Source organism: Guyparkeria hydrothermalis, from assembly GCF_023555385.1.
Taxonomy (GTDB): domain Bacteria; phylum Pseudomonadota; class Gammaproteobacteria; order Halothiobacillales; family Halothiobacillaceae; genus Guyparkeria; species Guyparkeria hydrothermalis_A.
Genome location: NZ_JAJSED010000001.1, coordinates 1,417,277 through 1,438,905, shown reverse-complemented (window position 1 = coordinate 1,438,905; position 21,629 = coordinate 1,417,277). Strand labels below are relative to the sequence as shown.

24 protein-coding genes are annotated in these 21,629 nt (G+C 66.1%); 16 read left to right on the top strand and 8 right to left on the bottom strand.

Translation table 11 applies throughout. The annotated features are described in order from the left end of the window. Positions 1-35: 35 nt before the first annotated feature. Together LV476_RS06610 and LV476_RS06605 are read left to right on the top strand one after the other, a co-directional pair. Entirely contained in the window at positions 36-548 is a 513-nt protein-coding gene (locus tag LV476_RS06610) for a YeeE/YedE thiosulfate transporter family protein (protein ID WP_250074610.1), read from the top strand. Further along, on the top strand, positions 548-1,213 hold the full coding sequence (locus tag LV476_RS06605) for a DUF6691 family protein (RefSeq protein WP_250074608.1): 666 nt from the start codon (positions 548-550) through the stop codon (positions 1,211-1,213). The genes LV476_RS06610 and LV476_RS06605 overlap by 1 nt, the downstream gene beginning before the upstream one ends. 89 nt (positions 1,214-1,302) lie before the next feature. Here LV476_RS06605 and LV476_RS06600 read toward each other — a convergent pair whose 3' ends face one another. Beyond that, on the bottom strand, positions 1,303-1,548 hold the full coding sequence (locus tag LV476_RS06600; protein ID WP_250074606.1) for a hypothetical protein: 246 nt from the start codon (positions 1,546-1,548) through the stop codon (positions 1,303-1,305). A 183-nt stretch (positions 1,549-1,731) separates the two neighbouring features. Here LV476_RS06600 and LV476_RS06595 point away from each other — a divergent pair, with 183 nt between their 5' ends. The 4 genes from LV476_RS06595 (at position 1,732) to LV476_RS06580 (ending at position 4,371) form a co-directional block, all read left to right on the top strand. Beyond that, positions 1,732-2,412, top strand: coding sequence for a DUF6969 family protein (locus tag LV476_RS06595; RefSeq protein WP_250074604.1), 681 nt, complete (start codon positions 1,732-1,734; stop codon positions 2,410-2,412). 61 nt (positions 2,413-2,473) lie between these two features. Next, positions 2,474-3,469: a sulfurtransferase gene (locus LV476_RS06590; RefSeq protein WP_250074601.1), complete on the top strand. Its 996-nt coding sequence runs from the start codon at positions 2,474-2,476 to the stop codon at positions 3,467-3,469. A gap of 152 nt (positions 3,470-3,621) precedes the next feature. Next, a complete protein-coding gene (locus LV476_RS06585) occupies positions 3,622-4,107 on the top strand; it encodes a host attachment protein (RefSeq protein WP_250074599.1) in 486 nt (161 codons plus the stop codon). 54 nt (positions 4,108-4,161) lie between these two features. Then, a complete protein-coding gene (locus LV476_RS06580) occupies positions 4,162-4,371 on the top strand; it encodes an acetyltransferase (RefSeq protein WP_250074597.1) in 210 nt (69 codons plus the stop codon). Between the two features lie 83 nt (positions 4,372-4,454). Here LV476_RS06580 and LV476_RS06575 read toward each other — a convergent pair whose 3' ends face one another. Continuing rightward, positions 4,455-4,916 carry a hypothetical protein gene (locus LV476_RS06575; protein ID WP_250074595.1) on the bottom strand — a complete coding sequence of 154 codons (462 nt, stop codon included), beginning with the start codon at positions 4,914-4,916 and terminating at the stop codon, positions 4,455-4,457. Positions 4,917-5,100: 184 nt separating this feature from the next. Between LV476_RS06575 and LV476_RS06570 the strand changes: the two genes are divergently transcribed. The 5 genes from LV476_RS06570 (at position 5,101) to LV476_RS06550 (ending at position 11,965) form a co-directional block, all read left to right on the top strand. Continuing rightward, positions 5,101-6,081: an NAD-dependent epimerase/dehydratase family protein gene (locus LV476_RS06570; RefSeq protein ID WP_250074594.1), complete on the top strand. Its 981-nt coding sequence runs from the start codon at positions 5,101-5,103 to the stop codon at positions 6,079-6,081. A 9-nt stretch (positions 6,082-6,090) separates the two neighbouring features. Continuing rightward, positions 6,091-7,485 carry a glycosyltransferase gene (locus tag LV476_RS06565; RefSeq protein ID WP_250074592.1) on the top strand — a complete coding sequence of 465 codons (1,395 nt, stop codon included), beginning with the start codon at positions 6,091-6,093 and terminating at the stop codon, positions 7,483-7,485. Continuing rightward, positions 7,482-9,320, top strand: coding sequence for a tetratricopeptide repeat protein (locus LV476_RS06560; protein ID WP_250074590.1), 1,839 nt, complete (start codon positions 7,482-7,484; stop codon positions 9,318-9,320). The genes LV476_RS06565 and LV476_RS06560 overlap by 4 nt, the downstream gene beginning before the upstream one ends. 277 nt (positions 9,321-9,597) lie before the next feature. After that, positions 9,598-11,085, top strand: coding sequence for a SulP family inorganic anion transporter (locus LV476_RS06555; protein ID WP_250074589.1), 1,488 nt, complete (start codon positions 9,598-9,600; stop codon positions 11,083-11,085). A 16-nt stretch (positions 11,086-11,101) separates the two neighbouring features. Beyond that, positions 11,102-11,965, top strand: coding sequence for a universal stress protein (locus tag LV476_RS06550; protein WP_250074587.1), 864 nt, complete (start codon positions 11,102-11,104; stop codon positions 11,963-11,965). Between the two features lie 81 nt (positions 11,966-12,046). On the opposite strand, the gene bioD is transcribed toward LV476_RS06550, so the two are convergent. Beyond that, positions 12,047-12,757 carry a dethiobiotin synthase gene (gene bioD / locus LV476_RS06545; RefSeq protein ID WP_250074585.1) on the bottom strand — a complete coding sequence of 237 codons (711 nt, stop codon included), beginning with the start codon at positions 12,755-12,757 and terminating at the stop codon, positions 12,047-12,049. Beyond that, on the bottom strand, positions 12,754-13,671 hold the full coding sequence (locus tag LV476_RS06540) for a phosphoribosylaminoimidazolesuccinocarboxamide synthase (protein ID WP_250074582.1): 918 nt from the start codon (positions 13,669-13,671) through the stop codon (positions 12,754-12,756). The genes bioD and LV476_RS06540 overlap by 4 nt, the downstream gene beginning before the upstream one ends. Positions 13,672-13,765: 94 nt before the next feature. Between LV476_RS06540 and LV476_RS06535 the strand changes: the two genes are divergently transcribed. After that, entirely contained in the window at positions 13,766-15,133 is a 1,368-nt protein-coding gene (locus tag LV476_RS06535; RefSeq protein WP_250074581.1) for a TlpA family protein disulfide reductase, read from the top strand. Between the two features lie 8 nt (positions 15,134-15,141). On the opposite strand, the gene mutM is transcribed toward LV476_RS06535, so the two are convergent. From mutM to rpmB, 3 genes are all read right to left on the bottom strand, one after another. After that, on the bottom strand, positions 15,142-15,966 hold the full coding sequence (gene mutM, locus LV476_RS06530) for a bifunctional DNA-formamidopyrimidine glycosylase/DNA-(apurinic or apyrimidinic site) lyase (RefSeq protein WP_250074579.1): 825 nt from the start codon (positions 15,964-15,966) through the stop codon (positions 15,142-15,144). A 111-nt stretch (positions 15,967-16,077) separates the two neighbouring features. Further along, positions 16,078-16,233 (bottom strand): 50S ribosomal protein L33, encoded by a 156-nt coding sequence (gene rpmG / locus LV476_RS06525; protein ID WP_058574604.1) that lies wholly within the window; start codon positions 16,231-16,233, stop codon positions 16,078-16,080. 36 nt (positions 16,234-16,269) lie between these two features. Then, the gene (rpmB, locus tag LV476_RS06520) at positions 16,270-16,506 is read right to left on the bottom strand and encodes a 50S ribosomal protein L28 (RefSeq protein WP_058574603.1); all 237 of its coding nucleotides are present in this window, start codon (positions 16,504-16,506) and stop codon (positions 16,270-16,272) included. A gap of 315 nt (positions 16,507-16,821) precedes the next feature. On the opposite strand from rpmB, the gene LV476_RS06515 reads away from it, so the two are divergent. Beyond that, positions 16,822-17,436 (top strand): HAD family hydrolase, encoded by a 615-nt coding sequence (locus tag LV476_RS06515; protein ID WP_250074577.1) that lies wholly within the window; start codon positions 16,822-16,824, stop codon positions 17,434-17,436. Between the two features lie 72 nt (positions 17,437-17,508). On the opposite strand, the gene LV476_RS06510 is transcribed toward LV476_RS06515, so the two are convergent. After that, complete coding sequence (locus tag LV476_RS06510; protein WP_250074575.1) at positions 17,509-18,297, bottom strand: TIGR01458 family HAD-type hydrolase; 789 nt, start codon at positions 18,295-18,297, stop codon at positions 17,509-17,511. A 175-nt stretch (positions 18,298-18,472) separates the two neighbouring features. On the opposite strand from LV476_RS06510, the gene trpS reads away from it, so the two are divergent. Genes trpS through tsaE form a run of 3 tightly spaced genes read left to right on the top strand, consistent with a single transcriptional unit; the run spans position 18,473 to position 21,573 of the window. Next, positions 18,473-19,495 (top strand): tryptophan--tRNA ligase, encoded by a 1,023-nt coding sequence (trpS, locus tag LV476_RS06505; protein WP_250074573.1) that lies wholly within the window; start codon positions 18,473-18,475, stop codon positions 19,493-19,495. Between the two features lie 4 nt (positions 19,496-19,499). Beyond that, complete coding sequence (locus LV476_RS06500) at positions 19,500-21,092, top strand: NAD(P)H-hydrate dehydratase (protein WP_250074572.1); 1,593 nt, start codon at positions 19,500-19,502, stop codon at positions 21,090-21,092. Next, positions 21,079-21,573: a tRNA (adenosine(37)-N6)-threonylcarbamoyltransferase complex ATPase subunit type 1 TsaE gene (gene tsaE, locus LV476_RS06495; protein ID WP_250074570.1), complete on the top strand. Its 495-nt coding sequence runs from the start codon at positions 21,079-21,081 to the stop codon at positions 21,571-21,573. Before LV476_RS06500 ends, tsaE begins: the two co-directional genes overlap by 14 nt. The last annotated feature ends 56 nt before the right edge of the window (positions 21,574-21,629 follow it).

Genomic DNA, 21,629 nt, shown 5'->3' with positions numbered 1-21,629 from the left:
TTTTCGTACGTTTTTTCCAGGAGGTTTATCAGGGAATGTCTTGCCAAGTTCGGCCATTGTGGCCCCCTTTCGTTGCCGGGATCGTGCTCGGCCTGGTTTTGCTGCTCACCTTCGTCCTGGTGGGTAACGGCATGGGCTCGTCGGGCGCCTTCGCCCGCGTGGCCACTGAGGTTGGTCTTCAGGTTGCCCCCGAGGCGACGCGCGCGAACGGCTATCTCGGCGGTATGGCACAGGGCAACCCGCTGGCGGCCTGGATCGTGCTCGCCGCCGTGGGCACCCTGGTTGGCGCCATCCTGGCGTCGATTTCCTCCGGCCGGTTCCGGGTGAAGGTTGACCGTGGCTCGGGCCGAATCGGTGTCGGGACTCGTCTGGCGCTGGCTCTCGGCGGCGGTCTGCTCGCCGGCTTCGGGTCCCGGCTGGCGGCGGGCTGCACCAGTGGTGTCGGCCTGTCGAACACCGCCATGCTCGGCGTTGCCGGCTTCGTCTTCCTGATCGCGTTCTTCGTGGTGGGTCTTCTGGTCAGTCTGTTCATGCGGAGGGTCTGGTAATGGATTACGGAACCGCGGGTACCGCACTGGCGACCGGCCTGCTGTTCGGCTTCGTGCTCGAACAAGCAGGCTTCGGTTCTCCCTGCAAGCTCACCGCCCAGTTTCGTCTCACGGACTGGTCGGTGTTCAAGGTCATGTTTACGGCGATCATCGTCGCGGCTGCCGGCATCCTGCTGCTGCAGGTCAACAACACGTTCGGCTCGCAGGGCTTCTACGTCGCGGAGATGTACCTCTGGGGCACCGTGCTCGGCGGCGTGCTGATCGGCGCGGGTTTTGCCATCGGTGGCTACTGCCCGGGCACCTCGGTCGTCGGGCTGGGAAGTGGCCGGATCGATGGCCTGATCTTCATGCTCGGCATGGTGATCGGCATCTGGGCGTTTGCCGGGATGTATGACACCAGCTTCATCCAGAGCGTGGTGACTGGCGCCAAGGCATCGGCACGCACCGTGCCGGAACTGCTGGGCGTCTCGCCCTGGGTGATCATTGCCGCGATGGTTGGGATGGCGATCGCGGGCTATGCGGCCGGCCGCGCCCTCGAGCGGCGCAGTCATGGTGTCTACTCGGCCGAGGACATCACCGAGGGACGTGATCCCAGTGACTCCGACGAGCTCGGGCGCGATCTGGGCCGGGAAGCCAGCGCCTCGCGACAGCAGGACGCGACCTAAGAAGCCGTTAATCATCTGAATTCGCGGGCGGCCATTCGCCCGCCATATATCCCGTAGGAGCTGATACCCATGGAATCCAAGAAAATTGCTCAAAAGGTGCGCGCCCGCCGTGCGCTGAGATCGTCGCTTCCCGCCATGGCGCTGACCGTCAGTGCGTCACTGGCGGCAGCGACCATGATGCCGGCGACCGCGGCAGCGCAGACGCGTGGCGGGAACCCTTGTGCCCCGTCGGCGCGCGGTGGCAATCCCTGCGCCCCGTCGGCACGTGGCGGTAATCCCTGTGCCCCGTCTGCGCGTGGTGGCAATCCCTGTGCCCCGTCGGCACGTGGTGGCAACCCCTGCGCTCCGTCGGCACGTGGCGGTAACCCCTGCGCCCCGTCTGCGCGTGGCGGCAACCCTTGCGCTCCGTCGGGTCGCGGGGGCAACCCGTGCGCGCCGGGCGGTCAGTAAGCCGGGGCCGCTTGGAGCGGTAACCGCCGGTTGCGAAGCGCAGCGTGGTGAAGTCGCCCGAAAGCGAGATGGAACCCAATTGGCTCGAGGCCGGTCTGGCGGCGCTGGACGAATGGCACTCGATCCAGTCCGCGCTGGCGGCCGATCAGCAGACGATCCTGACCGAGCTGTTCCGTGACCACATCGACTCCGGCTTCGACTACTGGGCGCATTTCCCGGAAGACGATGCCCGGGACCCGGTTACCGGTGCGCGGTTCTACTACCACGCCCACGATCCGTCGGAGTGGTCTCTACAGGAGCACGGCCATTTTCATCTCTTCGTCGGCGAGCCGGACGGCCCGGGGTTTTCCCATGTGGTCGGAGTCTCGATGGATGCCAAGGGGCAGCCGCGGCGGCTTTTCACCACCAACGGCTGGGTGACGGGAGAGGTCATGCGTCCCGCTGAGGAGTTGCTGTCCCGGCTGCCAGAGGGGTTCGAGATCAATCGGTCACGCCCCTCGTGGCTGGTCGGACGCTGGCTTACCGCGCTGGTGGCGTTGCTGATGCCCGAGGTGCAGCAGCTGCTGGTCGCGCGGGACGAGGCCGTCACCGGGGCAGGTGGGCACCGGCCCGATCCGGCCACCGTCGAGGACCGTGAGCGACATGTATTGAGCGAGTGCCCGCTGGACATGCAGGCCGTGTTGGCCCGCTGGTCTCAACGGGTGGACTCCCTGCAGGCCGAAGCCGAACTGCTTTCCCCGCCTGGATAGGGCGGATTTTCCGGCGCCGGATGCGCGCCGTTTTTGATGCACGAAGAAGGAGTTGAGTCATATGAATTTCAAGCGGTTTCTTGTTGTCCCCGCCGGGGCGGCCGCGCTGGCCGTCGCGCAAGGGGCCTGGGCACTGGACGCGCCCGGGCCGGTCGTCGATGCCCAGTGGCTGAACGACAATCTCGAAGAGGTCACCGTTCTGCAGATCACGGGGTCGGAGAAGGCGTTCGCGATGGCGCCGAAGTACGAAACCGTGGATGGCAAGAAGGTGGTTTCCGTGGTTGCCGGCCATGTCCCGGGCGCTCAATTCGTCGATTGGGGCAGCGTGCGCGTCAAGCGCATGGAGAACGGTAAGGAAGTCGGCAAGCTGATTCCGGAAAAGGCGGATTTCGAGACGTTCGTTCGGGCGCTGGGCGTCGATTCGGATGACACCGTCGTGATCGTGCCGCTGGGCCTGTCGGGCTCCGACTTCACCAAGGCCACTCGCCTGTACTGGCAGATGAAGTACTACGGCCACGACGACATGGCCATCCTCGACGGTGGCCTGGCCAGCTGGCTCGCCGCCGGCTTCGACGCCGAGACCGGCAAGCCGGGCAAGGTCGATGCGGGTGACTGGAAGGCCAGTGACCAGCGCGACGAGATTCTGGCGACCTACGCCGAGGTGCGTGAGGCCGTGGACAGCGACGGTGACGTGCAGCTGCTCGATGCGCGTCCGGTCAACCAGTACCTGGGCGTGTTCAGCAAGTCGAAGACCGTGCCGGGTCACCTGAAGGGCGCGTTCAACGTGCCGACCGAGGCCCTGGTTCGCGCTGACGGCGCTGCCGCCAACTTCCTGCCGGAAGCCAGCTATCGCTCGATCATGCAGTTCAAGGGTATCGACCCGGATGGCGAGATCATCACCTACTGCAACTCGGGCAACCTTGCGTCCGGTCTGTGGTTCGTTGCCAGCGAGATCGTCGGCAACGACGACGTCCAGCTGTATGACGGCTCGATGAAGGAGTACGGCATGTACGTGGACGAGGGTGCAAGCTCGGTTAATCCGGCCCAGATCTACTGATCTGCCCCCTTCACGGAACCATGAAGCAGGAACCCCGCCGATCGGCGGGGTTTTTTTGTGCCGACCTCGGCAGGGTAACGGCCCGGCACGCAGCGATTCGACCGTATACACTCCGAGCAGGGCTAACGTGATATCGCAAGGAGGTCCTATTCATGAAGACTTGGGTAGTCGTTGCCGACGCGGCGCGCGCGCGTTTTCTTGCCGTTCGAGACAATAGCGGGGCCTACCGGGGCAGCGAGGCGTTTCCGTCCAGCCAGCCGGCTCCTAAGGGTGAGCTTGAGGAAATCACGTCGTTGTCCAACCCGGCCGCGCGGCTGGCGGATGCGGACCTGGAAACCGATCGTCCCGGCGCCACGGCGGACCGCAAGGGTGATGCCATGCATGCCTACGAGCCGCCCAACAGCGTGCGAGATGTTGAGGCCAAGCGATTCGCGCGCGAGGTGGTGGGTGAGCTTGATCAGGCCCGCCAAGCCGGAAAGGTGGACCGGTTCTACCTGCTGGCGGCGCCCGATTTTCTCGGGTTGTTGCGTGAGTCCATGGGAAAATCGCTACAGGAGGCGCTGGTGGCCGACCAGGCGAAGGATCTCTCCGGGCGATCGGCCGAGGACATTCGAGCGGCACTACCGGAGCGGTTGTAACCGGATCGTTGTCGGTTTTCGTTCGGAGCACCGTCAAACAAAGGAGGTCAGCGCATGTTTCTCAAGCGCAAGGACAACGACAACATGATCGAGATCATCGACGTGGAGACCCTGGCCGACCCGGCGCTGCCAAGCGTCATGGGACGGCAGCATGCCGGTGAGGAGATGCAGGACGAGGAAAGCTTCGAGAAGGCCGAGCTCGAGTTCCCTTCCGGCGAATCACTGCCGCGTTGCTGGCTGGATCTGCACTGGCGCGAAGGGTGACTTGACCCGTCCCTGTTTCCCGGTTGCAAAAAGGCCGCCGATCATTCGATTGGCGGCCTTCGTTTTTTGTCGCTGTGTCCGTATCAGGGCAACGCCCACAGGGTCGCGGATAGCAGGAAGCTGGCGATCGCGCTGCCGATGACCGGCAGCATCATCAGGCCAGACAGAGGCTGGCGCCGCGCCAGTTGCCAAGCTGTCCAGATCAGGATGGCGAGCCAGGCAAGTGCAACGAGCAGTGCGACTATCGACCACTCGGCCTGCAGCAACAGCACCACGCCCAGCGGCAGGGCGAGACCAGCCCACAACCCGGTCCGTTCGCTTCGGCTATGGGGCGTGGTGATCGAAGCGGCGTAGGCAAAGGCGGCAAAGGCCAGCAGGAAGGCAAATCCCATTGCACCGGTCAACGGCGAGGCAGGCAGGGTGCGGGCGCTCGCGGCCCCCGGTGGATGGAGGTCGGCCCCGAGCCACAGCAGCAGCGCCGCGACCAGCAGGCTGGCGGGCATCCACAGCACCAGGGCCGAACGGTTGACGGTAGGTTCGGTCATGCGACAGGCCTCCTCGCATCTCGGTATCTACGCTGAACAATAGCAGGCGGCGGTCGGTCTCGATCGGGCGCCTGCCGGTGTGGCGTGGCGACAACATACGGTTTGTCGGTTGCTCGTCTATACTCGGCTTCGAGAGTGGCAAGGGGTGCCACGGCGGCCGGGGAAGGCCGTAAGGAGGCTCGACATGCATGTCCTGATCACTGGCGGTGCCGGTTTCATTGGCTCCCATCTGGTTGATCTTCACCTCGATCGGGGCGACAAGGTGCATGTGGTCGACGATCTCAGCACCGGCTCGCGGGACAACCTCGCCGCTCATCTCGACCGTCCCGATTTCCGATTCTCCGAGGCTGATATCGTCACCTGGTCCGGGCTGCAAGAGGCGGTCGGATGGGCCGATCGCGTCTATCACCTCGCCGCGGTGGTGGGGGTGTTCCGCGTCCTCGAACGTCCCATCAGCGTCATGGCCACCAATATTGCCGGTTGTGAGCGCCTGCTGCGCGCCGTCAATGACTGTGGCTGGCGACCTCAGGTCTTGCTCGCGTCCAGTTCCGAGGTCTACGGACCTCGCACCGACGACTACCTGCGAGAGGACATGGATCTGATCATCCAGCCGGAAGCCCCGCCGCGTTGGAATTACGCCATCAGCAAGCTGGCCGACGAGGCCTTCGCTCTCTCCTATGCGCGCACCAAGGAAATCCCGGTGACGGTCGTGCGGCTGTTCAATACGGTCGGCCCTCGTCAGACCGGGCGCTACGGCATGGTGGTGCCGCGCTTCGTGCGTCAGGCGGTGGATGGCGAGCCCTTGACGGTGTTCGGTGACGGCACCCAGAGCCGCGCGTTCACCGATGTGCGCGACACGGTGGTGATGCTCGATCAGCTGGCCGAGCAGTCGACCACCGACGGGGTGATCGTCAACGTGGGCAGCGGCCACGAGCTTTCCATGAACGACTTGGCCCTGCGGGTGATCGAGCGCACCGGTTCCAAGTCGCAGGTCGAGCGCATTCCCTACGAGGTCGCGTACGGCCAGGAGTACGTGGACATACCGCATCGTTGCCCGGACCTGACGCGGTTGCACCAGCTGATTGAGCATCGTCCACGATGGACACTGGACACTACCCTGGACGATCTGATCGCCCGGGCCCGGCATAGCGAAGGAGCCTCCTGAGGAGGGCGCATGGCAACCACCCCCTATTTCGTTCTGAGTCCGAGCGCCGTGCTCAGCATCATCGGCTTGATGCACGGCCCGGACAAGACCGACCCCAACCCGGCCGAGGACTGGCACGATGCCGTCGTCGATGTCGTCATCCCGGCGCTCAACGAGCAGGCGAATGTGGTGCTGGCACTGGAGTCGGTACGGCGACAGTCGAAGCAACCTCGCAACATCATTCTCGTCGACGACGGCAGCAGCGACCGGACCATCGAGTACGCTCGTGCCTTTGCCGAGCATCACGACATGCCCCTGACCGTGATCAAGCGGGAGCATCCGATCGGCAAGACGCCGACGATCAAGCGCCAGTCGCGCGAGTACGATGCCGATGTCGAGTTCATACTCGACGCCGACACCTATCTCGATTCGGACGAGTACATTGCCCGCGCGGTCGAGGAGCTCTACCAGGGGGCAGGGATTGCCAGCGCCTGTGGCGTGATCATGCCCACCCGCGAGAAGGACCGGCGCCGGCGCATCAACGAGTCGGCGATCAGTGCCTTTCTGGAAGCACACGGCGAGGTGGATCTTCACCAGCCACAGGGCAACTGGTGGCACCGACTCAACCGCAACCTCACCGCCCTGTACCGTCAGCAGCTCTATACCTTCCTGCAGCGGTTCGTCTATGTCGGCCAGATGCGGTTCTTCGGCAGCATCACCAACCCGGTCGGCTGTGCCGTCGCGTACCGGCGCAAGTACATCAAGGACCTGTTCGACAAGTACGAACCGGTCATGGGGGACGACCTGACCAACTCGGAGGACATCTTCATCGGCTTCGCGCTGATGAACGAGGGCTATCGCAACATCCAGCTCCAGGACGTCACCGCGCACTCGATGGAGCCCGAGATGCGAAACCTTCCCAGGCAGATCTATATGTGGTCGTCTTCGTTCCTGCAGAGCTGCTACTACTTCGACGGCCTGATGGGCAGCCCCTTCAAGTTCCTGCGCCGCATGCGGCGCCGCTACCGGGAGAAGCACGACCCGGAAGTGCGCGAAGTGGCTGCGCGGCGCAAGATCCGGGAAGCCTATCGGCAGCCGTTCGGCGTAGCCCATACCGAGACGGAGGGACGTCCTGCGGGGTGGATTCCGTTCATGGCTGCCTTCGAAAAGGTCGCATTCCCGACGGCCCTGCTGATCATGCTCATCCTGCAGTTGTGGGAGCCACTGGTCGTCACCCTGATCGCGGAGATGCTGGTCTCGGTGGGCATCCTCACTGCCATGTCCGAGGGGCGGCGCTTCAAGGCCTTCGTGCAGGGCATCCTGATGACTCCGATCCGCTATGCGAGCCTGCTCTACGACCTGGTGACCATCAGCCGCTTTGCCACGGATCTTTGGATTACGGGGAACAGAAAATGGCGCAAATGACACGTTTTCCCCTTCGCGGCACCCCAGCCGGCCCCCTCGGTGCTCTCGCGCTGATGGCCGCCGTGGCCTTCGCTCCGCCTGTCTTCGCCCAGGCGGTTCCCGAAGCCGCCCTTGCCGCCGAAATGCAGCAGGACTGGTCGACCGCCGCGGCGGTCTACCGGGACGAGCTCGAGGCCGATCCTGATCGGACCGATCTGTGGAAGCGCCTCGCTGACGTGCTCGCGAGTGACGGTCAGCCGGTCGCCGCGGCGCAGGCCCTGGATCAGGCGGTCGAGACCGAGCCGAACGATGCCGAGTTGCGTTTGGCCGCCAGTGCCGCATGGGCCCAGGCCGATCGGCCGGAGCAGGCGCTCGAGCACTGTCGTGCTGCGGCCAAGCTCCGCCCGGACGATGTCTCGGTGCTGCGTACCTGTGCCCAGCAGGCTAATTGGGTGGGCGACAGCCTGCTCGTGGTCGCGATGCGCGAGCGCATTCACCACATCACCGGCGACCCGGGCGACCTCAAGGCCTATGCCCGGGCGCTCGGCCAGGCCGGCGAACTCGACGAATCGGTCGCGCTCTACGAGGACTATCTCGCGGCGCATCCCGACGATGCCGAGGCCTTGCTGGACTACGCCACCATCCAGACATGGCGAGGCGCCTATGCCGATGCGGCCAAGGCGTTGGGCCAGTACCGCGACCTGCGCGGCGAAGATGCCGAATGGGCCGCTCGCAGCGCGCGCCTGCTTGCCTGGGCGCACCGGCCGACTCAGGCACGGCCGCTCAACGATGAGCTGCTCGACGCGGACCTGGATAACTACGAACACCTGTACACCCGCATGCTGATCCTGCGCGGCGAGAAGCGGAACAGCGAGGCGATCGCCGCGCTCGAGCCCCTCAAGCGCCTGCGACCGGAGTCCAAGGACACCCTGGATGCGATCCGGAGCACCCATGCCCCGCTGCGCTCGAACGTCGGTATCGAGGCCGGCTGGCGGGACGACGCCGACGACATCAGTCTGCGGCGGTTCGCCGTGAAGGGTCGCTGGTCGCTCACCCCTGAGACCTATCTCTACGGTCAGCTTGAGCACCGCGACCTGCGCACCAAGTCTGACAGCCCCTACATCGGCGTCGAGGGCGATACCAGCATCGACATCGAGCAGGGTTGGGTCGGCGCTCGCCACCGTGTCAGTCCGCTGCTCGAGATCGGTGGTGAGGTCGGTGCGGCCAGCATCGACGGCGGGGGCGGTGATCACGGCCTGTATGGTCTTTATGCCGACCTGCGACCGCTCGACAACCTGTGGGTGGACCTGTCCGCGACCCGGCGTGTCTGGGATATCTCGCCCAAGTCCGCCTCGCTCGGGATACTGATGCGGGATCACCGTGCCCGCATTCACTGGCAGCCGACGCTGCGGCATTTCGTCAACGCCGAACTGGCCCATGGCCGGCTGAGCGACGGCAACCGGCGCAACGAGGTCTACGTCAATCCCTATCGGGCGATGCTCCGCTCCGAGCACCTGAACCTTGACCTCGGGGTGTCCGCCCACTGGCAGGACTATGACAAGGATCTCGCCAACGGCTACTACGACCCCGAGAATTACCGACGTTTCGCCTTCACCGCTGTCGGCTACTGGAAATTCTCCGATGACGATGGCCTGAGTGTCAGTGTCAGTCCCGGCTGGCACACGGACGAGTCGCTCTCGGACTACAAGTTCGGCACCGACGTTTCCGTCGAGCTGATCAACGGCATCTACCGCAACTGGTACAGCCGGTTGAGCGCGTCGTACAGCGACCGATCCCAGACCACCGGACGGTATGACGCCTACGCAATCAACTGGGAGCTGGTGCGCCGTTTCTGAAGGCGGCAGGCGAGCCGGCGGGTGAATGCAACATGCTGATCTGGTAGAGTCGCGGCCCGGTTTTCAGGGCCGCGTCGCGATTGTGCCTGCCTTTCGGTGAGTCCGGCCGAGTTCGCGCGACTCGCCGAACGCGCCTCTGAAACTGCTGATCGACGGGACGCCCCGAGCGCGCCGCGGCGCGGGCTCGGGGCGTGTTCGTCCGGGCGTTCCGGGGAGACGGCGCATGACGCCATCACCTTGCGCCCTGCCCATAAGCAACTCCCGACAGAGAGTCACGATGAACTGGTATCGAATCAAGCAGGAATGGTTTTCCAACATGCGCGGGGATGTGCTCTCCGGGCTGGTGGTGGCCCTGGCACTGATTCCGGAGGCGATCGCCTTCTCGATCATCGCCGGTGTCGATCCCAAGGTCGGCCTGTATGCGTCGTTCGCCATCGCGGTGGTCATCGCCTTCACCGGCGGTCGGCCGGGCATGATCTCCGCGGCGACCGCCTCGACGGCACTGCTGATGATCACGCTGGTCAAGGATCACGGCCTGGAGTACCTGCTGGCCGCCTCGATACTGGCCGGCGTATTGCAGATCGCCGCCGGTTACGTGCGCCTCGACCGGTTGATGCGATTCATCTCGAATTCGGTAATGACAGGGTTCGTCAACGCGCTGGCGATCCTGATCTTCATGGCGCAGTTGCCGGAACTCACCAATGTCACCTGGCACGTCTACGCGCTCACCGCGGCGGGTCTCGCGATCATCTACGGCCTGCCGAAGCTCACCAACGTGGTTCCGTCGCCGCTGGTGACCATCGTGGTGCTGACGCTGGTCGCCTGGTTCATGAACCTCGATGTGCGCACCGTCGGCGACATGGGCGAGATGCCGGACACCCTGCCGGTGTTCTTCCTGCCGGACATCCCGCTCAACCTCGAGACGCTGATGATCATCCTGCCGTATTCGGTGGCGATCGCCGTGGTCGGCCTGCTCGAGTCGCTGATGACCCAGAACGTCATCGACGGCCTGACCGACATGCGGACGAACAAGGCGCGCGAGTGCAAGGGTCAGGGCATTGCCAACATCGTCTCCGGGTCGATGGGCGGCATGGCCGGCTGCGCGATGATTGGTCAGTCGGTGATCAACATCAAATCCGGTGGCCGGACGCGGCTGTCCTCGCTGGTGGCGGGCGTGTTCCTGCTGATCCTGGTGGTGTTCCTTGCCCCGGTGCTGACGCTCATTCCGATGGCGGCGCTGGTGGCAGTGATGATCATGGTGTCGATCGGTACCTTCAGCTGGGGCTCGATCCGTGATCTGAAGAAGCTGCCGGTTAGCACCAACGTCGTGATGGTGATGACGGTGATCGTGACGATTGCCACCCATAACCTCGCCTATGGCGTGCTCACCGGCGTGTTGCTGGCGGCGATGTTCTTCGCCAACAAGGTCGGCCAGTACATGCACGTCTCGTCGACTCTCTCCGAGGATCCGAACGACCCGCGCCACCGCATCTATGCCGTGGTCGGTCAGGTATTCTTTGCCTCCAGCGAGAAGTTCCTCGACACGTTTGATTTCAAGGACGACGTCGATAAGGTAACCATCAATCTGACGCGCGCCCACTTCTGGGACATCACCGCCGTGCGGGCGCTGGACAAGGTCGTGGTCGACTTCCGTCGTGAGGGCATCGAGGTCGAGGTGGTCGGCATGAACCAGGCCACCGCGACGATCGTCGACAAGCACGGGGTCCACGATAAGGCGGACGCCGCCACGCTGATGGGCCAATGACATGGGAATCGAGAACATGACCGATAAAAAGGAACCGGTACTGGCCTGCGTCGACGGTTCGCGCTCCTCCGAGGCGGTCACCGACTACGCCGTCTGGGCTGCCGACGCGCTGTCCGCCCCACTGACCTTCCTGCATGCGATCAGCAACCCGCACGCCCCGAGCAAGACCGACCTGTCCGGCAACATGACCTTGGGCGGGCGCGAGAAACTCCTCGAGGAGATGGTCGAGCTGGAGGAAAAGCGCGGCCGCCTGGAGCGCGAGCGTGGGCGGGCGCTGCTCGCCGACGTCATGTCACGCGCCCGTGACCGCGGCTTTTCCTCCCCCGACGAACTGCTGCGCAACGGCGACATCACCCAGGTGATCCTCGATCTCGAGAAGAGCATGCAGATGCTGGTGCTCGGCAAGCAGGGCAAGGAAGGCGATGCCGTGGCCATGCATGTCGGCAGCCATCTGGCCGGCATCCTGTCGATGATCCACAAGCCGACGCTGGTCACGCCGCTCGAGTTCCAGCGCCCCGAGAGCTTCCTGATTGCCTACGACGGCAGCCCGACGGCCTACAAGCTGGTCGAGATGGCCGCGCGCACCCCGCTGCTGCAGGGCCTGCCCGTGCATATCCTGATGGTCGGCGAGGAGAAGCAGGGCAACTGGGACAAGCTCCAAGTGGCCAACACGCGCCTGCAGAAGGCGGGTTTCGACACGCAGGTGGCCATCCGTCAGGGCAAGGTCGACCGCGCGGTCTCTGGCTACATCGACGAGAAGGGCATCGATCTCCTGGCCATGGGCGCCTACGGCCACAGCCCGATCCGCTATCTGGTGCTGGGCAGCACCACCACCAAGATGATCATGAAGGCCAAGGTGCCGCTGCTGGTGGTCCGCTAGGCGGCGGGACGCCTGTGGCAGTGCGAAAGCAGAAGGCCGCGCCGTTGGGCGCGGCCTTTCTCGTTTGGGGTATCGCTGAGCTCAGTCGGTCTGGCCGAGCAGGGGGGCGAGGCGCTGCACGTCGTTGTCGAACCGCAGGACAGGAGGTGGGTGCGCTACCAATCGCGGCAGCCACTCGGCGAGCGAGCTGAGATTGTCCGGCGTGTCGGCATCGTCCGGGTCCTCCGGACGGCGGTTGAGGATGATCGCCGCCACGCGAATGCCGCGATGCTGGAGGGATTCGACCGCCGATAGTGTGCTCGACAGGGTGCCGAGCTGATCCGGGGTGACCAGCAGGGCCGGCAGGCCGGTGTGTTCGGCCAGACGGGTGTTGAGGGCATCCTCGGCCAGCGGTGAGAGCAGGCCGCCGGCGCTCTCGATGATCACGCGCTCGTCGTCGGCCAGATCACTGAGCGACTGGTCGAGAATCGGGACAAGGTCGCGTCCGAATTCCAGCGTCTCGCCTTCGCGCCGCGCCGCCTCGGGGGCGGCGACCGGCGTGAGGTAGCGGATCGGGCAGACGGTCGCCAGCGGTTCGCGCCCACCGCCGGCCTCGTGCAGGGCGGTGCCGTCGGCGGGCAGGCGCTCGCCGTCCCGGACCTCGCAGCCGGTCTCCACCGGCTTTCGCACCCGGGCGTCGAGGCTGTGCTCGCGCAGGAGCCGGGCCAGCGCGCAGGAGACCACGGTCTTGCCGACGCCGGTGTCGGTGGCCAGCACCACCCAGCCGCGCGGATCGCGAGTCGGTGTGCTCATGCGATGCCGGGCAGGTCCTCGCCGGTCAGCCGGCGGTAGGCGGTCAGGTAGCGCTCGCGGGTCTGGGCGACGATCTCGTCGGGGATGGCCGGCCCGGGGGCGGTCTTGTCCCAGTCGAGTGTCTCCAGCCAGTCGCGGATGAACTGCTTGTCGAACGACGGCGGGCTGATGCCCGGGCGGTATTCGTCGGCCGGCCAGAAGCGCGAGGAGTCCGGCGTCAGGGCCTCGTCGATCAGGTGCAGCGTGCCATTTTCGTCGAGGCCGAACTCGAACTTGGTGTCGGCGATGATGATGCCGCGCTCGGCCGCGTAGTCGGCGGCCATGCGGTACAGGCGCATGGCGGTGTCGCGCACCTGGGCAGCCATTTCCGGGCCGACCAGTTGTTCGGTCTCGGCGAAGTCGATGTTCTCGTCGTGATCACCGACATCGGCCTTGGTCGCCGGCGTGTAGATCGCCTCGGGCAGCTGGTCGGCCAGTTGCAGCCCGGCGGGCAGGGTGATGCCGCAGACCGCGCCGCTGGCCTGGTAATCCTTGTAGCCCGAGCCGATCAGGTAGCCGCGGACCACCGCCTCGATCGGCAGCGCCTTGAGGTTGCGTACGATCACGCTACGGCCCTCGAGCTGGGCGCGCTGGCCCGCGTCGGTCACGATGCTGCTGAGATCCTGGTTCTCGCAGAGGTGATTGGGAACCAGGTCGCGGCTTTTCTCGAACCAGAAGCGCGAGATCTCGGTCAGGACCCGGCCCTTGTCGGGGATCGGCGTCGGCAGGATCACGTCGAAGGCCGAGACCCGGTCGGTGGTGACGATCAGCATCCGCTCGTCGTCGATGCGGTAGAGATCGCGCACCTTGCCGCGATGGATCAGTTCCAGGTCGTCGATCTGCGTCTCGAAGACGGCGGGGGCCGAGTGTGTCATTGGGTGCTCAACTGCTAGCATGCTAAGGAATTTCCCGTCCGGCCATGCCGGCTCGAACGGGTGGGTATTGTACGAAAGCGCGAGGCGTGACGCGATGTATCCGGAAAATGACCCGAATCCGAGCCGCAAGGCCACGAGGCGGAGGGCATGGCAGGGGCTGCTGGCCGCCCTGCTGCTCCCTCTCGTCGGCCCGACTGCCCAGGCGGCGGACATTGCCGTTCCGGTGGGCGAGGGCGGTGATCGGCTCGAGGTGCAAGTCATCGCGCCCGCGGACGGCGCGGCGACGGACGGGCCGCTGGTGCTGTGGATGGTCAACCAGTACGGCGACATGCCCGGTCCGACCAGTATCGCCCACGCCCTGGTGCGGCAGGGGGCGACGGTCTGGATGGTGGACCTGCTCGACTCGCTGTTCCTGACCCGTTCCGACACGGTGGTGCGCGAGCGCGACGGGACGGCCGTCGCCGCGCTGATCGGCGAGGCGGTGAAGCGCTTCGGCGGTGAGCGCGATATCGCCATCGTCGGCAGCGACCGCATGGCCGTGCCGATCCTGCGCGGCATGCGGGCCTGGCAGCAGGGCGTGAGCGACACGTCGGCGCTGGCCGGTGCCGTGTTGCTGTTCCCGAATCTCTATCGCGGCACGCCCGTGGCCGGTGAGGAGCCGGAGTTCTTCGGCATCGTGGATGCCACCAACCTGCCGGTCATGGTCTTCCAGCCGGAGCGGGGCGTGTACATGAATCGCGTCGACCGGCTGTGGCAACGCCTCCTCGATGGTGGCAGTGACGCCTTCGTACGCGTGATTCCCGAGACCAAGGACTACTACTTCATCGAGATGGAGGCGGCGCGCACCGAATCGCTCGACACGGTCGCCGAAGTCTTGAAAAGCCCTGACGACGCCGCGGCGGTGCGGGCATTGCCGCGGCAGATACGCGAGTCGATTCCCCTGCTGGCCGGCGCCCGGCATCCGGCCCAAGCGGCCGAGCTGGACGGCGGGCGGGCCGAGCCGCTGGAAAAGCAGGTGGGCCTGACGCGCGTCGAGCCCGAGCCCGCCCCCGACTTCGAGCTGACCGACCTGCAGGGGCGCACCCAGCGCCTCGACCCGGACTTCGACGGGGTGCAGATCGTCAACTTCTGGGCCACCTGGTGCCCGGCCTGCGTCGAGGAAATCCCGTCGATGGAGCGCCTGGCGCAGCGCTACCCCGATCGGCTGCGCATCTATGCCATCGACTTCAAGGAGTCCCCGGAGCATGTCCGGGACTTCATGCAGGACTTCGATATCTCGTTCCCCGTTTCCACCGATGTCGATGGCGAGGTCGCGGAGCGCTACGGGGCCTTCGCGTTCCCGACCTCCTTCATGGTCGCCCCGGACGGGCGCATCCACTACTCGGTCAACGCCGGCATCATCTGGGATACGCCGGAAGTGGACGCGATCATGCGTGAACTGCTGGCGATCGAGCCGGACTGAGCGGGAGGTTAGCCGTCCTTCGGCTGGCAGTTCGGGCAGAACCAGGTCGAGCGCTGGCCGATCACGAGGCGTTCGACGGGTGTGCCGCAACGCCGGCAGGGTTCTCCGGTCCGCTCGTAGACATTGAGCGTCTGGCGGAAGTAACCCGGGTCACCCGAGGGCGAGAGGAAGTCGCGCAGGGTGGTGCCGCCCTGGGCGATGGCCGCCTCAAGTACCTGGCGGATGGCAGCGGCGAGCGCGGCGCATTCCTCGTGATCGAGGCTGCCGGCCGGGCGCTGCGGGTGGATGCCGGCGATGAACAGCGCCTCGGAGGCGTAGATGTTGCCCACGCCCACCACGATGGCCGCGTTCATGACGGCCTGCTTGATCGCCACCCGTCGCCCGGCGAGGCGTTCGGCGAGATAGTCGCCGTCGAAGGCCGGGTCGAGCGGCTCGGGGCCGAGCGCGGCCAGCCGCACGTGGGGTGTGTCGACCCGATCGGTGAGCACGGCGCCAAAGCGACGCGGATCGTGCAGGCGCAGTGCCTGCCCGCTGTCGAGCAGCCACTCGACGTGGTCGTGCTTGCGAAATGGGCTGGCCGGGTCGTCGAGACGCAGGCTGCCGGACATGCCCAGATGGATCAGCACCCGGTCGCCACGGTCCAGCAGGAGCAGCAGGTACTTGGCGCGCCGCGCGACCGACTTGATCAGGCGGCCGGCGAGAAACTCGGGCAGATCCTCGCGCACCGGCCAGCGCAGGCGCGGATCGCGCACGGTCACCGCCTCGATGTGCCGGCCGGCGAGATGGGGCTCGAGGCCGCGGCGGGTGGTTTCGACTTCGGGAAGTTCGGGCATGGTCCGCTCGGTCGGGTTGTCGCCACGAAGAAACCCCGCGGGAAAATTCCTCGCGGGGTCCAGGTGCCGATCAGGACAAGACGGCGGCCGCCGCAGCGGCCGAGGCACGTCTTACTTGATCTTGGCTTCCTTGTAGATGACGTGCTTGCGTACTACCGGATCGTACTTCTTGATCTGCATCTTTTCCGGCATGTTCCGCTTGTTCTTGTCGGTGGTGTAGAAGTGGCCGGTGCCGGCGCTGGATACCAGTCGGATCTTGTCGCGCATATCGTATTACCTGTTAGACGTTATGGTGAGCGGTGTTCAGACCTTCTCGCCGCGCGCACGCATCTCGGCGATGACCGTGTCGATGCCGACCTTGTCGATCGTGCGCAGGCCGTGGCTGGAAACACGCAGGCTGACAAACCGCTGCTCGCTCTCTACCCAGAACCGCTTCTTGTGCAGGTTGGGCAGAAACCGACGCCGGGTCTTGTTGTTCGCGTGCGATACGTTGTTACCGACCGCCGGGCGCTTCCCGGTTACTTGGCAAACTCGGGCCATGATTGTCTCCTGAGCGACTCGTCTTGTTTGCGCGCGTACCGAGAATACGGTGCCTGTCAGGCGGCCGGCACGCGGGCGGGTCAATTCAAAGGTCGCGTAGGATAAAAGAACCTTGCCGGCTTGGCAAGCACCGCCCGTGTGGATGGCATCAAGGCTCGCGCGATCGGCGATCGGCCATGGACGGGCGGGGGCGGCACCGGAGTTTCGGGCTCTGGTCCGGCGGCGGAATGCGAGCAGGCCGATGCTAAGTCCTGGATATTTGGCCATCGGGTGGACCCCGCGCCATGAGGTCCGAAGGGGAGGTCGAGGAGAGCCATGGAGAAGAGTGACGTGCGATGCGTCTTGTTTGATTTCGGTGGGGTGATCGCCGAGGAAGGCTTTCGTCGCGCTCTGGTGGCTGCCGCGCAGCGGCATGGCCTCGACCCGGAGGCGCTTGTCCGGCAGGCGATGGATGCGGTCTACGACTCGGGTTTCGTGCTCGGGACGGGCGGGGAGGCGGCCTTCTGGCAGGTATTGCAGGAAAAGATGCCCTTTCCGGAGCGTTTCGAGGCCTTTCGTGCCGAGGTGATGCGCAGTTTCGTGCTGCGCCCCGAGATGATCGCCCTGGTCGACGAGCTGCGCTCGGCCGGGCTGACCGTCGCCATCCTCTCCGATCAGACCCACTGGCTGGACGAGCTCGATCAGCGCGACGGTATCTACCGTCACTTCGATCGCGTGTTCAACAGCTACTACCTCGGCAAGGGCAAGCGCGATCCCAGCATCTTTCGTGACGTGATCGGCGAACTGGGTTGCCGCGCCGCCGAGGCGCTGTTCGTCGACGACAGCGAGGGGCACGTGAGGCGGGCCCGGGGTGAAGGGTTGCAGGCCATCCATTGCCAGGAGCCCCGAGCATGCATCGATGCGGTGCGTCGCGCGGCGGTGGCGGGGTGAACTTTTTCGAGGTGGTCGTCCTCGCGTCACCCCGGTCCGGCTGAGGCGGTCGCGCTTTACCTGCGCTTGTCGTCAGCTCGATCCGTCGCGTCGCTGCCACCATCTCGGCAGCTCGGCGATACTCTCGAGCACGTCGTCGGGCGTGATGCCCCGCTCCAGGTCGTCGGGGTGGAACTTGCCGGTGCGTACCTGCAGCCCCGTCAGTCCGGCCCGCTGGGCGCCGCGGATATCGCCGGCAATGTCGTCGCCGATCATGACCGTCTCCGCCGCACCCACGCCCAGTGCTTCCAGCGCGGTATGAAAGAAGGCCGCGCTGGGCTTGCCCAGCACGACGGCCTCGCGACCCAGCGCGTACTCCAGCCCGCGCACGAACGGGCCGACGTCCAGCCTGGGGCCGTCCTCGGCTTGCCAGAAGCGCGTCATGCCCAGTGCCACGAGCGTTGCTTCGGGGTTGGCCTGCAGCCAGCGGAAGGCCCGGTTGTAGGTGGCGAAGTCCCAGCCCTCGCCGAGATCGCCCATGACCAGGGCGCCGATGGGTTCGTCGACCGAGTGGGCTTCAGCCAGCCGGCCGAATTCGATGGCGGTGGCTTCGGGTACGAACAGGGCGACTGGTTCGCCGTCGTTGGTCGACAACCACTGCCGGGCGGCTACTGGCGGGGTGAGGATCTCGTCGATGGTCGCCTCGATGCCCATCGCGGCGAGCTTGTCGACCAGCGCATCGCGTGGTTTGGAGGTGGTGTTGGTGACGAAGCGGAACGGGATGCCCTCGCGGCGGCACCAGCCGAGGGTCTCCGTGGCACCTTCGATCGGCCGGTCGCCGACGTAGAGCACGCCGTCCATGTCGAAAAGAATCGCTTTCATCGGCGGAGGTCCAGCGGTTGGCGTTCGGTCGCGGTTCCTCTTTCTATAGCAGGAACCGGCCCTGACGACCGGCACGCAGCCTTTGCTATGATGAGCCGCCTTGTCCGGCCGGGTGAAGGATGCGTCCCGGTCGGCGCCGAATACGTCGCAATCACCCCTTACAAGAAATCACCTTATGTCCAAGAACGACAAGCCGCCGGTGGTGCTCTCCGGCATCCAGCCTTCGGGGCAACTGCTGATCAGCCACTACGTCGGCGCGATCCGCAACTGGGTCAACATGCAGGACACGCACGATGCGCTGTTCATGCTGGTTGACCTGCACGCGATCACCGTGCGCCAGGACCCGGCCGAGTTCCGCTCGCGCTGCTACGACTTCCTCGCGCTTTACCTCGCCTGCGGACTCGACCCGGACAAGAGCACGCTGTTCGTCCAGTCGCACGTCCCGGCGCATGCCGAGCTCGGGTGGGTGCTCAACTGCTACACCTACATGGGCGAGCTCGAGCGCATGACCCAGTTCAAGGACAAGTCGCAGCGCCACCAGGCCAACATCAACGCCGGCCTGTTCGACTACCCCGTGCTCATGGCCGCCGACATCCTGCTCTACCAGGCCACCCACGTGCCGGTCGGCGCCGACCAGAAGCAGCACCTCGAGCTGACCCGTGATCTCGCCATGCGCTTCAACAAGCTCTACGGCGACATCTTCACGGTGCCCGAGCCGTTCATCCCCAAGGCGGGCGCGCGCGTGATGTCGCTGCAGGACCCGACCGCCAAGATGTCGAAGTCCGATCCCAGCGAGGCGAGCTACGTCGCGCTGCTCGACGAGCCGAAGAAGATCCTCAAGAAGTTCAAGAAGGCGGTGACCGACTCGGACATGGACATCCGCTTCGACCCGGAGAACAAGCCGGGCGTCTCCAACCTGCTGACCCTGCTGTCGATCTTCGGCGACGAGTCGATCGAGTCGATCGAGAGCCGCCTGTCGGGAGAGGGCTACGGCAAGCTCAAGGTCGAAACCGGCGAGGCGGTCATCGCCCACCTCGAGCCGATCGTGGCGCGCTATCGCGAGATCCGCGCCGACGAGGCGGGCCTCGATGCGATCCTCGCCCAGGGCGCCGAGCGCGCCGCGGCCCGTGCCCGCCCGACGCTGCAGCGCGCCTTCGACGCGCTCGGTTTCCTGCCACGCCCGGACATCCTGGGCTAAAGCGATGCCGGCCCGCGCGCCACAGCTGATCCGAACGCCGGTCGCGCCCGGCCTGATGCGGGCCTGGTCGGTCGAGGCGGTCCAGGCCCACGAACGCGAGCTCTTCGCCGGCGGGGTGGATGCCTACGGGCTGATGGAGCGTGCCGGCGAGGCGGCCTTCCTTGAGCTGCGCCGTCGCTGGCCCGAGGCCGGGCGGCTGGCGGTGCTTATCGGCCCGGGGCAGAACGGCGGTGACGGGCTGGTGATCGCCCGCCTGGCACATCAGGCCGGTCTCGATGTGAGTTTGCTGGGCTGGCAGCAGCCCGAATTTCACGGCAGCGCCGCGCATGCCTGGGCCGCACTGCGGGAGGCCTTGCCGGCGATCGAGGTTGCAGTGGCCCCCGAGGCTGTGGCCAGCGCGTTCGAGCGGGCCGAAGTGGTGGTCGATGCTCTGTTCGGCGTCGGCCTGTCGCGGCCGATCGCCGGCGATGCGGCCGAGTTTCTCGAGCGGGTCGGAGACGAACTCGACGGCCTGCGGCAATGCCCGGGCGTGCTGGCGGTGGACCTGCCGTCCGGCGTGAATGCCGATACCGGTGCGCTCGACCCGTTGACACTGACCGCGGATGTCACCGTGACCTTCCTCGGCATCAAGCGCGGGTTGACCACTGGGCCGGCACTGGCCGCCTGTGGCGAGCGCGTGCTGGCCGAACTGGGCCACCCGGTGAGTGAGCGGGCAGGGGGCGTGCCATTGCTGCCGGGTGGTCTGCGTCTGGCAGCGCGCCCACGTGACGGGCACAAGGGGAGCTTCGGCACGGTGCTGATCGTCGCGGGCAATCGCGGCATGCCCGGCGCGGCACGGCTCGCGGCCGAGGGTGCATTGCGGGTGGGGGCTGGCAAGGTCATCGTCGCCACTCACCCCGCGCATGCGGCAACCCTCAATATCGGCCGTCCCGAACTGATTGTCCACGGCATCGAGAATGCCCGCGACCTGCTGCGGCTGGCGGGTGAGGCCACGGCCGTGGTTGTCGGGCCGGGGCTGGGACGCGATCGCTGGGCTGTTGAGGCCTGGCGGGCGCTGCGGGACTGCCCGTTGCCGCTGGTCGTCGATGCCGATGCCCTGCGACTGCTGGGACCGCAGTCGCTCGAGGGACGCGAGGCGATTGTCACACCGCATCCGGGCGAGGCGGCTGCAATGCTCGAGTGTGGCGCGACCGACATCAATGCCGACCGCCTGCGCTCTGCGCGCGCGCTGTCGGAGCGATTCGGTTGCGCGGTAGTGCTCAAGGGCGCCGGTACCGTGCTGACCGGCGGCGAGCGTCTGGCCGTATGCCAGCGCGGTACGGCCGCTCTGGCGACCGCCGGCAGCGGCGACGTGCTGGCCGGCGTGCTGGGCGCCTTCGTCGGCATGGGCATGGCGCGATTCACGGCGATGGAAGCGGCGGTCTGCGTGCACGCCGAGGCTGGCGAAATCGAGGCCGAACGTCATGGCGAATGGGGCATGGCAGCCGGCGAGCTGGGCGATTCGATTCGTGCCGTCGTCAACGGCCGATCGGCTGCGGCCGGCGGCTGGCGCATCCTTCAATCGACCTCGGACGAGGGTGGCGATGGCGACGGCTGAGAATCGCCGCGAGGCCCAGGCCCTGGAGCAGGCGGCCGTCGAGGATCTGGCTGCCCGCCTGGCTTCCCTGGCGCCACCTGCCGGCATCCTGTCGCTGCGCGGGGAGCTGGGCGCGGGCAAGTCGACCTTCGCGCGGGCCTTCCTGCGCTCGCTGGGTGTCACGGGCACCATTCGCAGCCCCACCTACACGCTGATCGAGCCCTACGACGTCGATGCGCCGACCGGCGGCCCCGCACGGGTATTGCACCTTGATCTCTATCGCCTGGCCGACCCCGAGGAGCTCGACTACCTCGGCCTGCGCGACGAGCTCGACGAGGCCCTGCTGCTGATCGAATGGCTTGGGCAGGCGCAGGGCGAACTGGTCGCCGATCTCGAGCTCTCGCTGGCCGGGGAGAGTACCCAGCCGACCTGTCGCGATGTCGTCCTGCAGGCCAAAACGCCGCGCGGCGAGGCCTGGATGGCGCGGCTAGGCGACATCTGAGTCGGCTTGCCGTCCCGAGTGTGGTGTTTTTTCAACGTCACGCAAACCACATCATC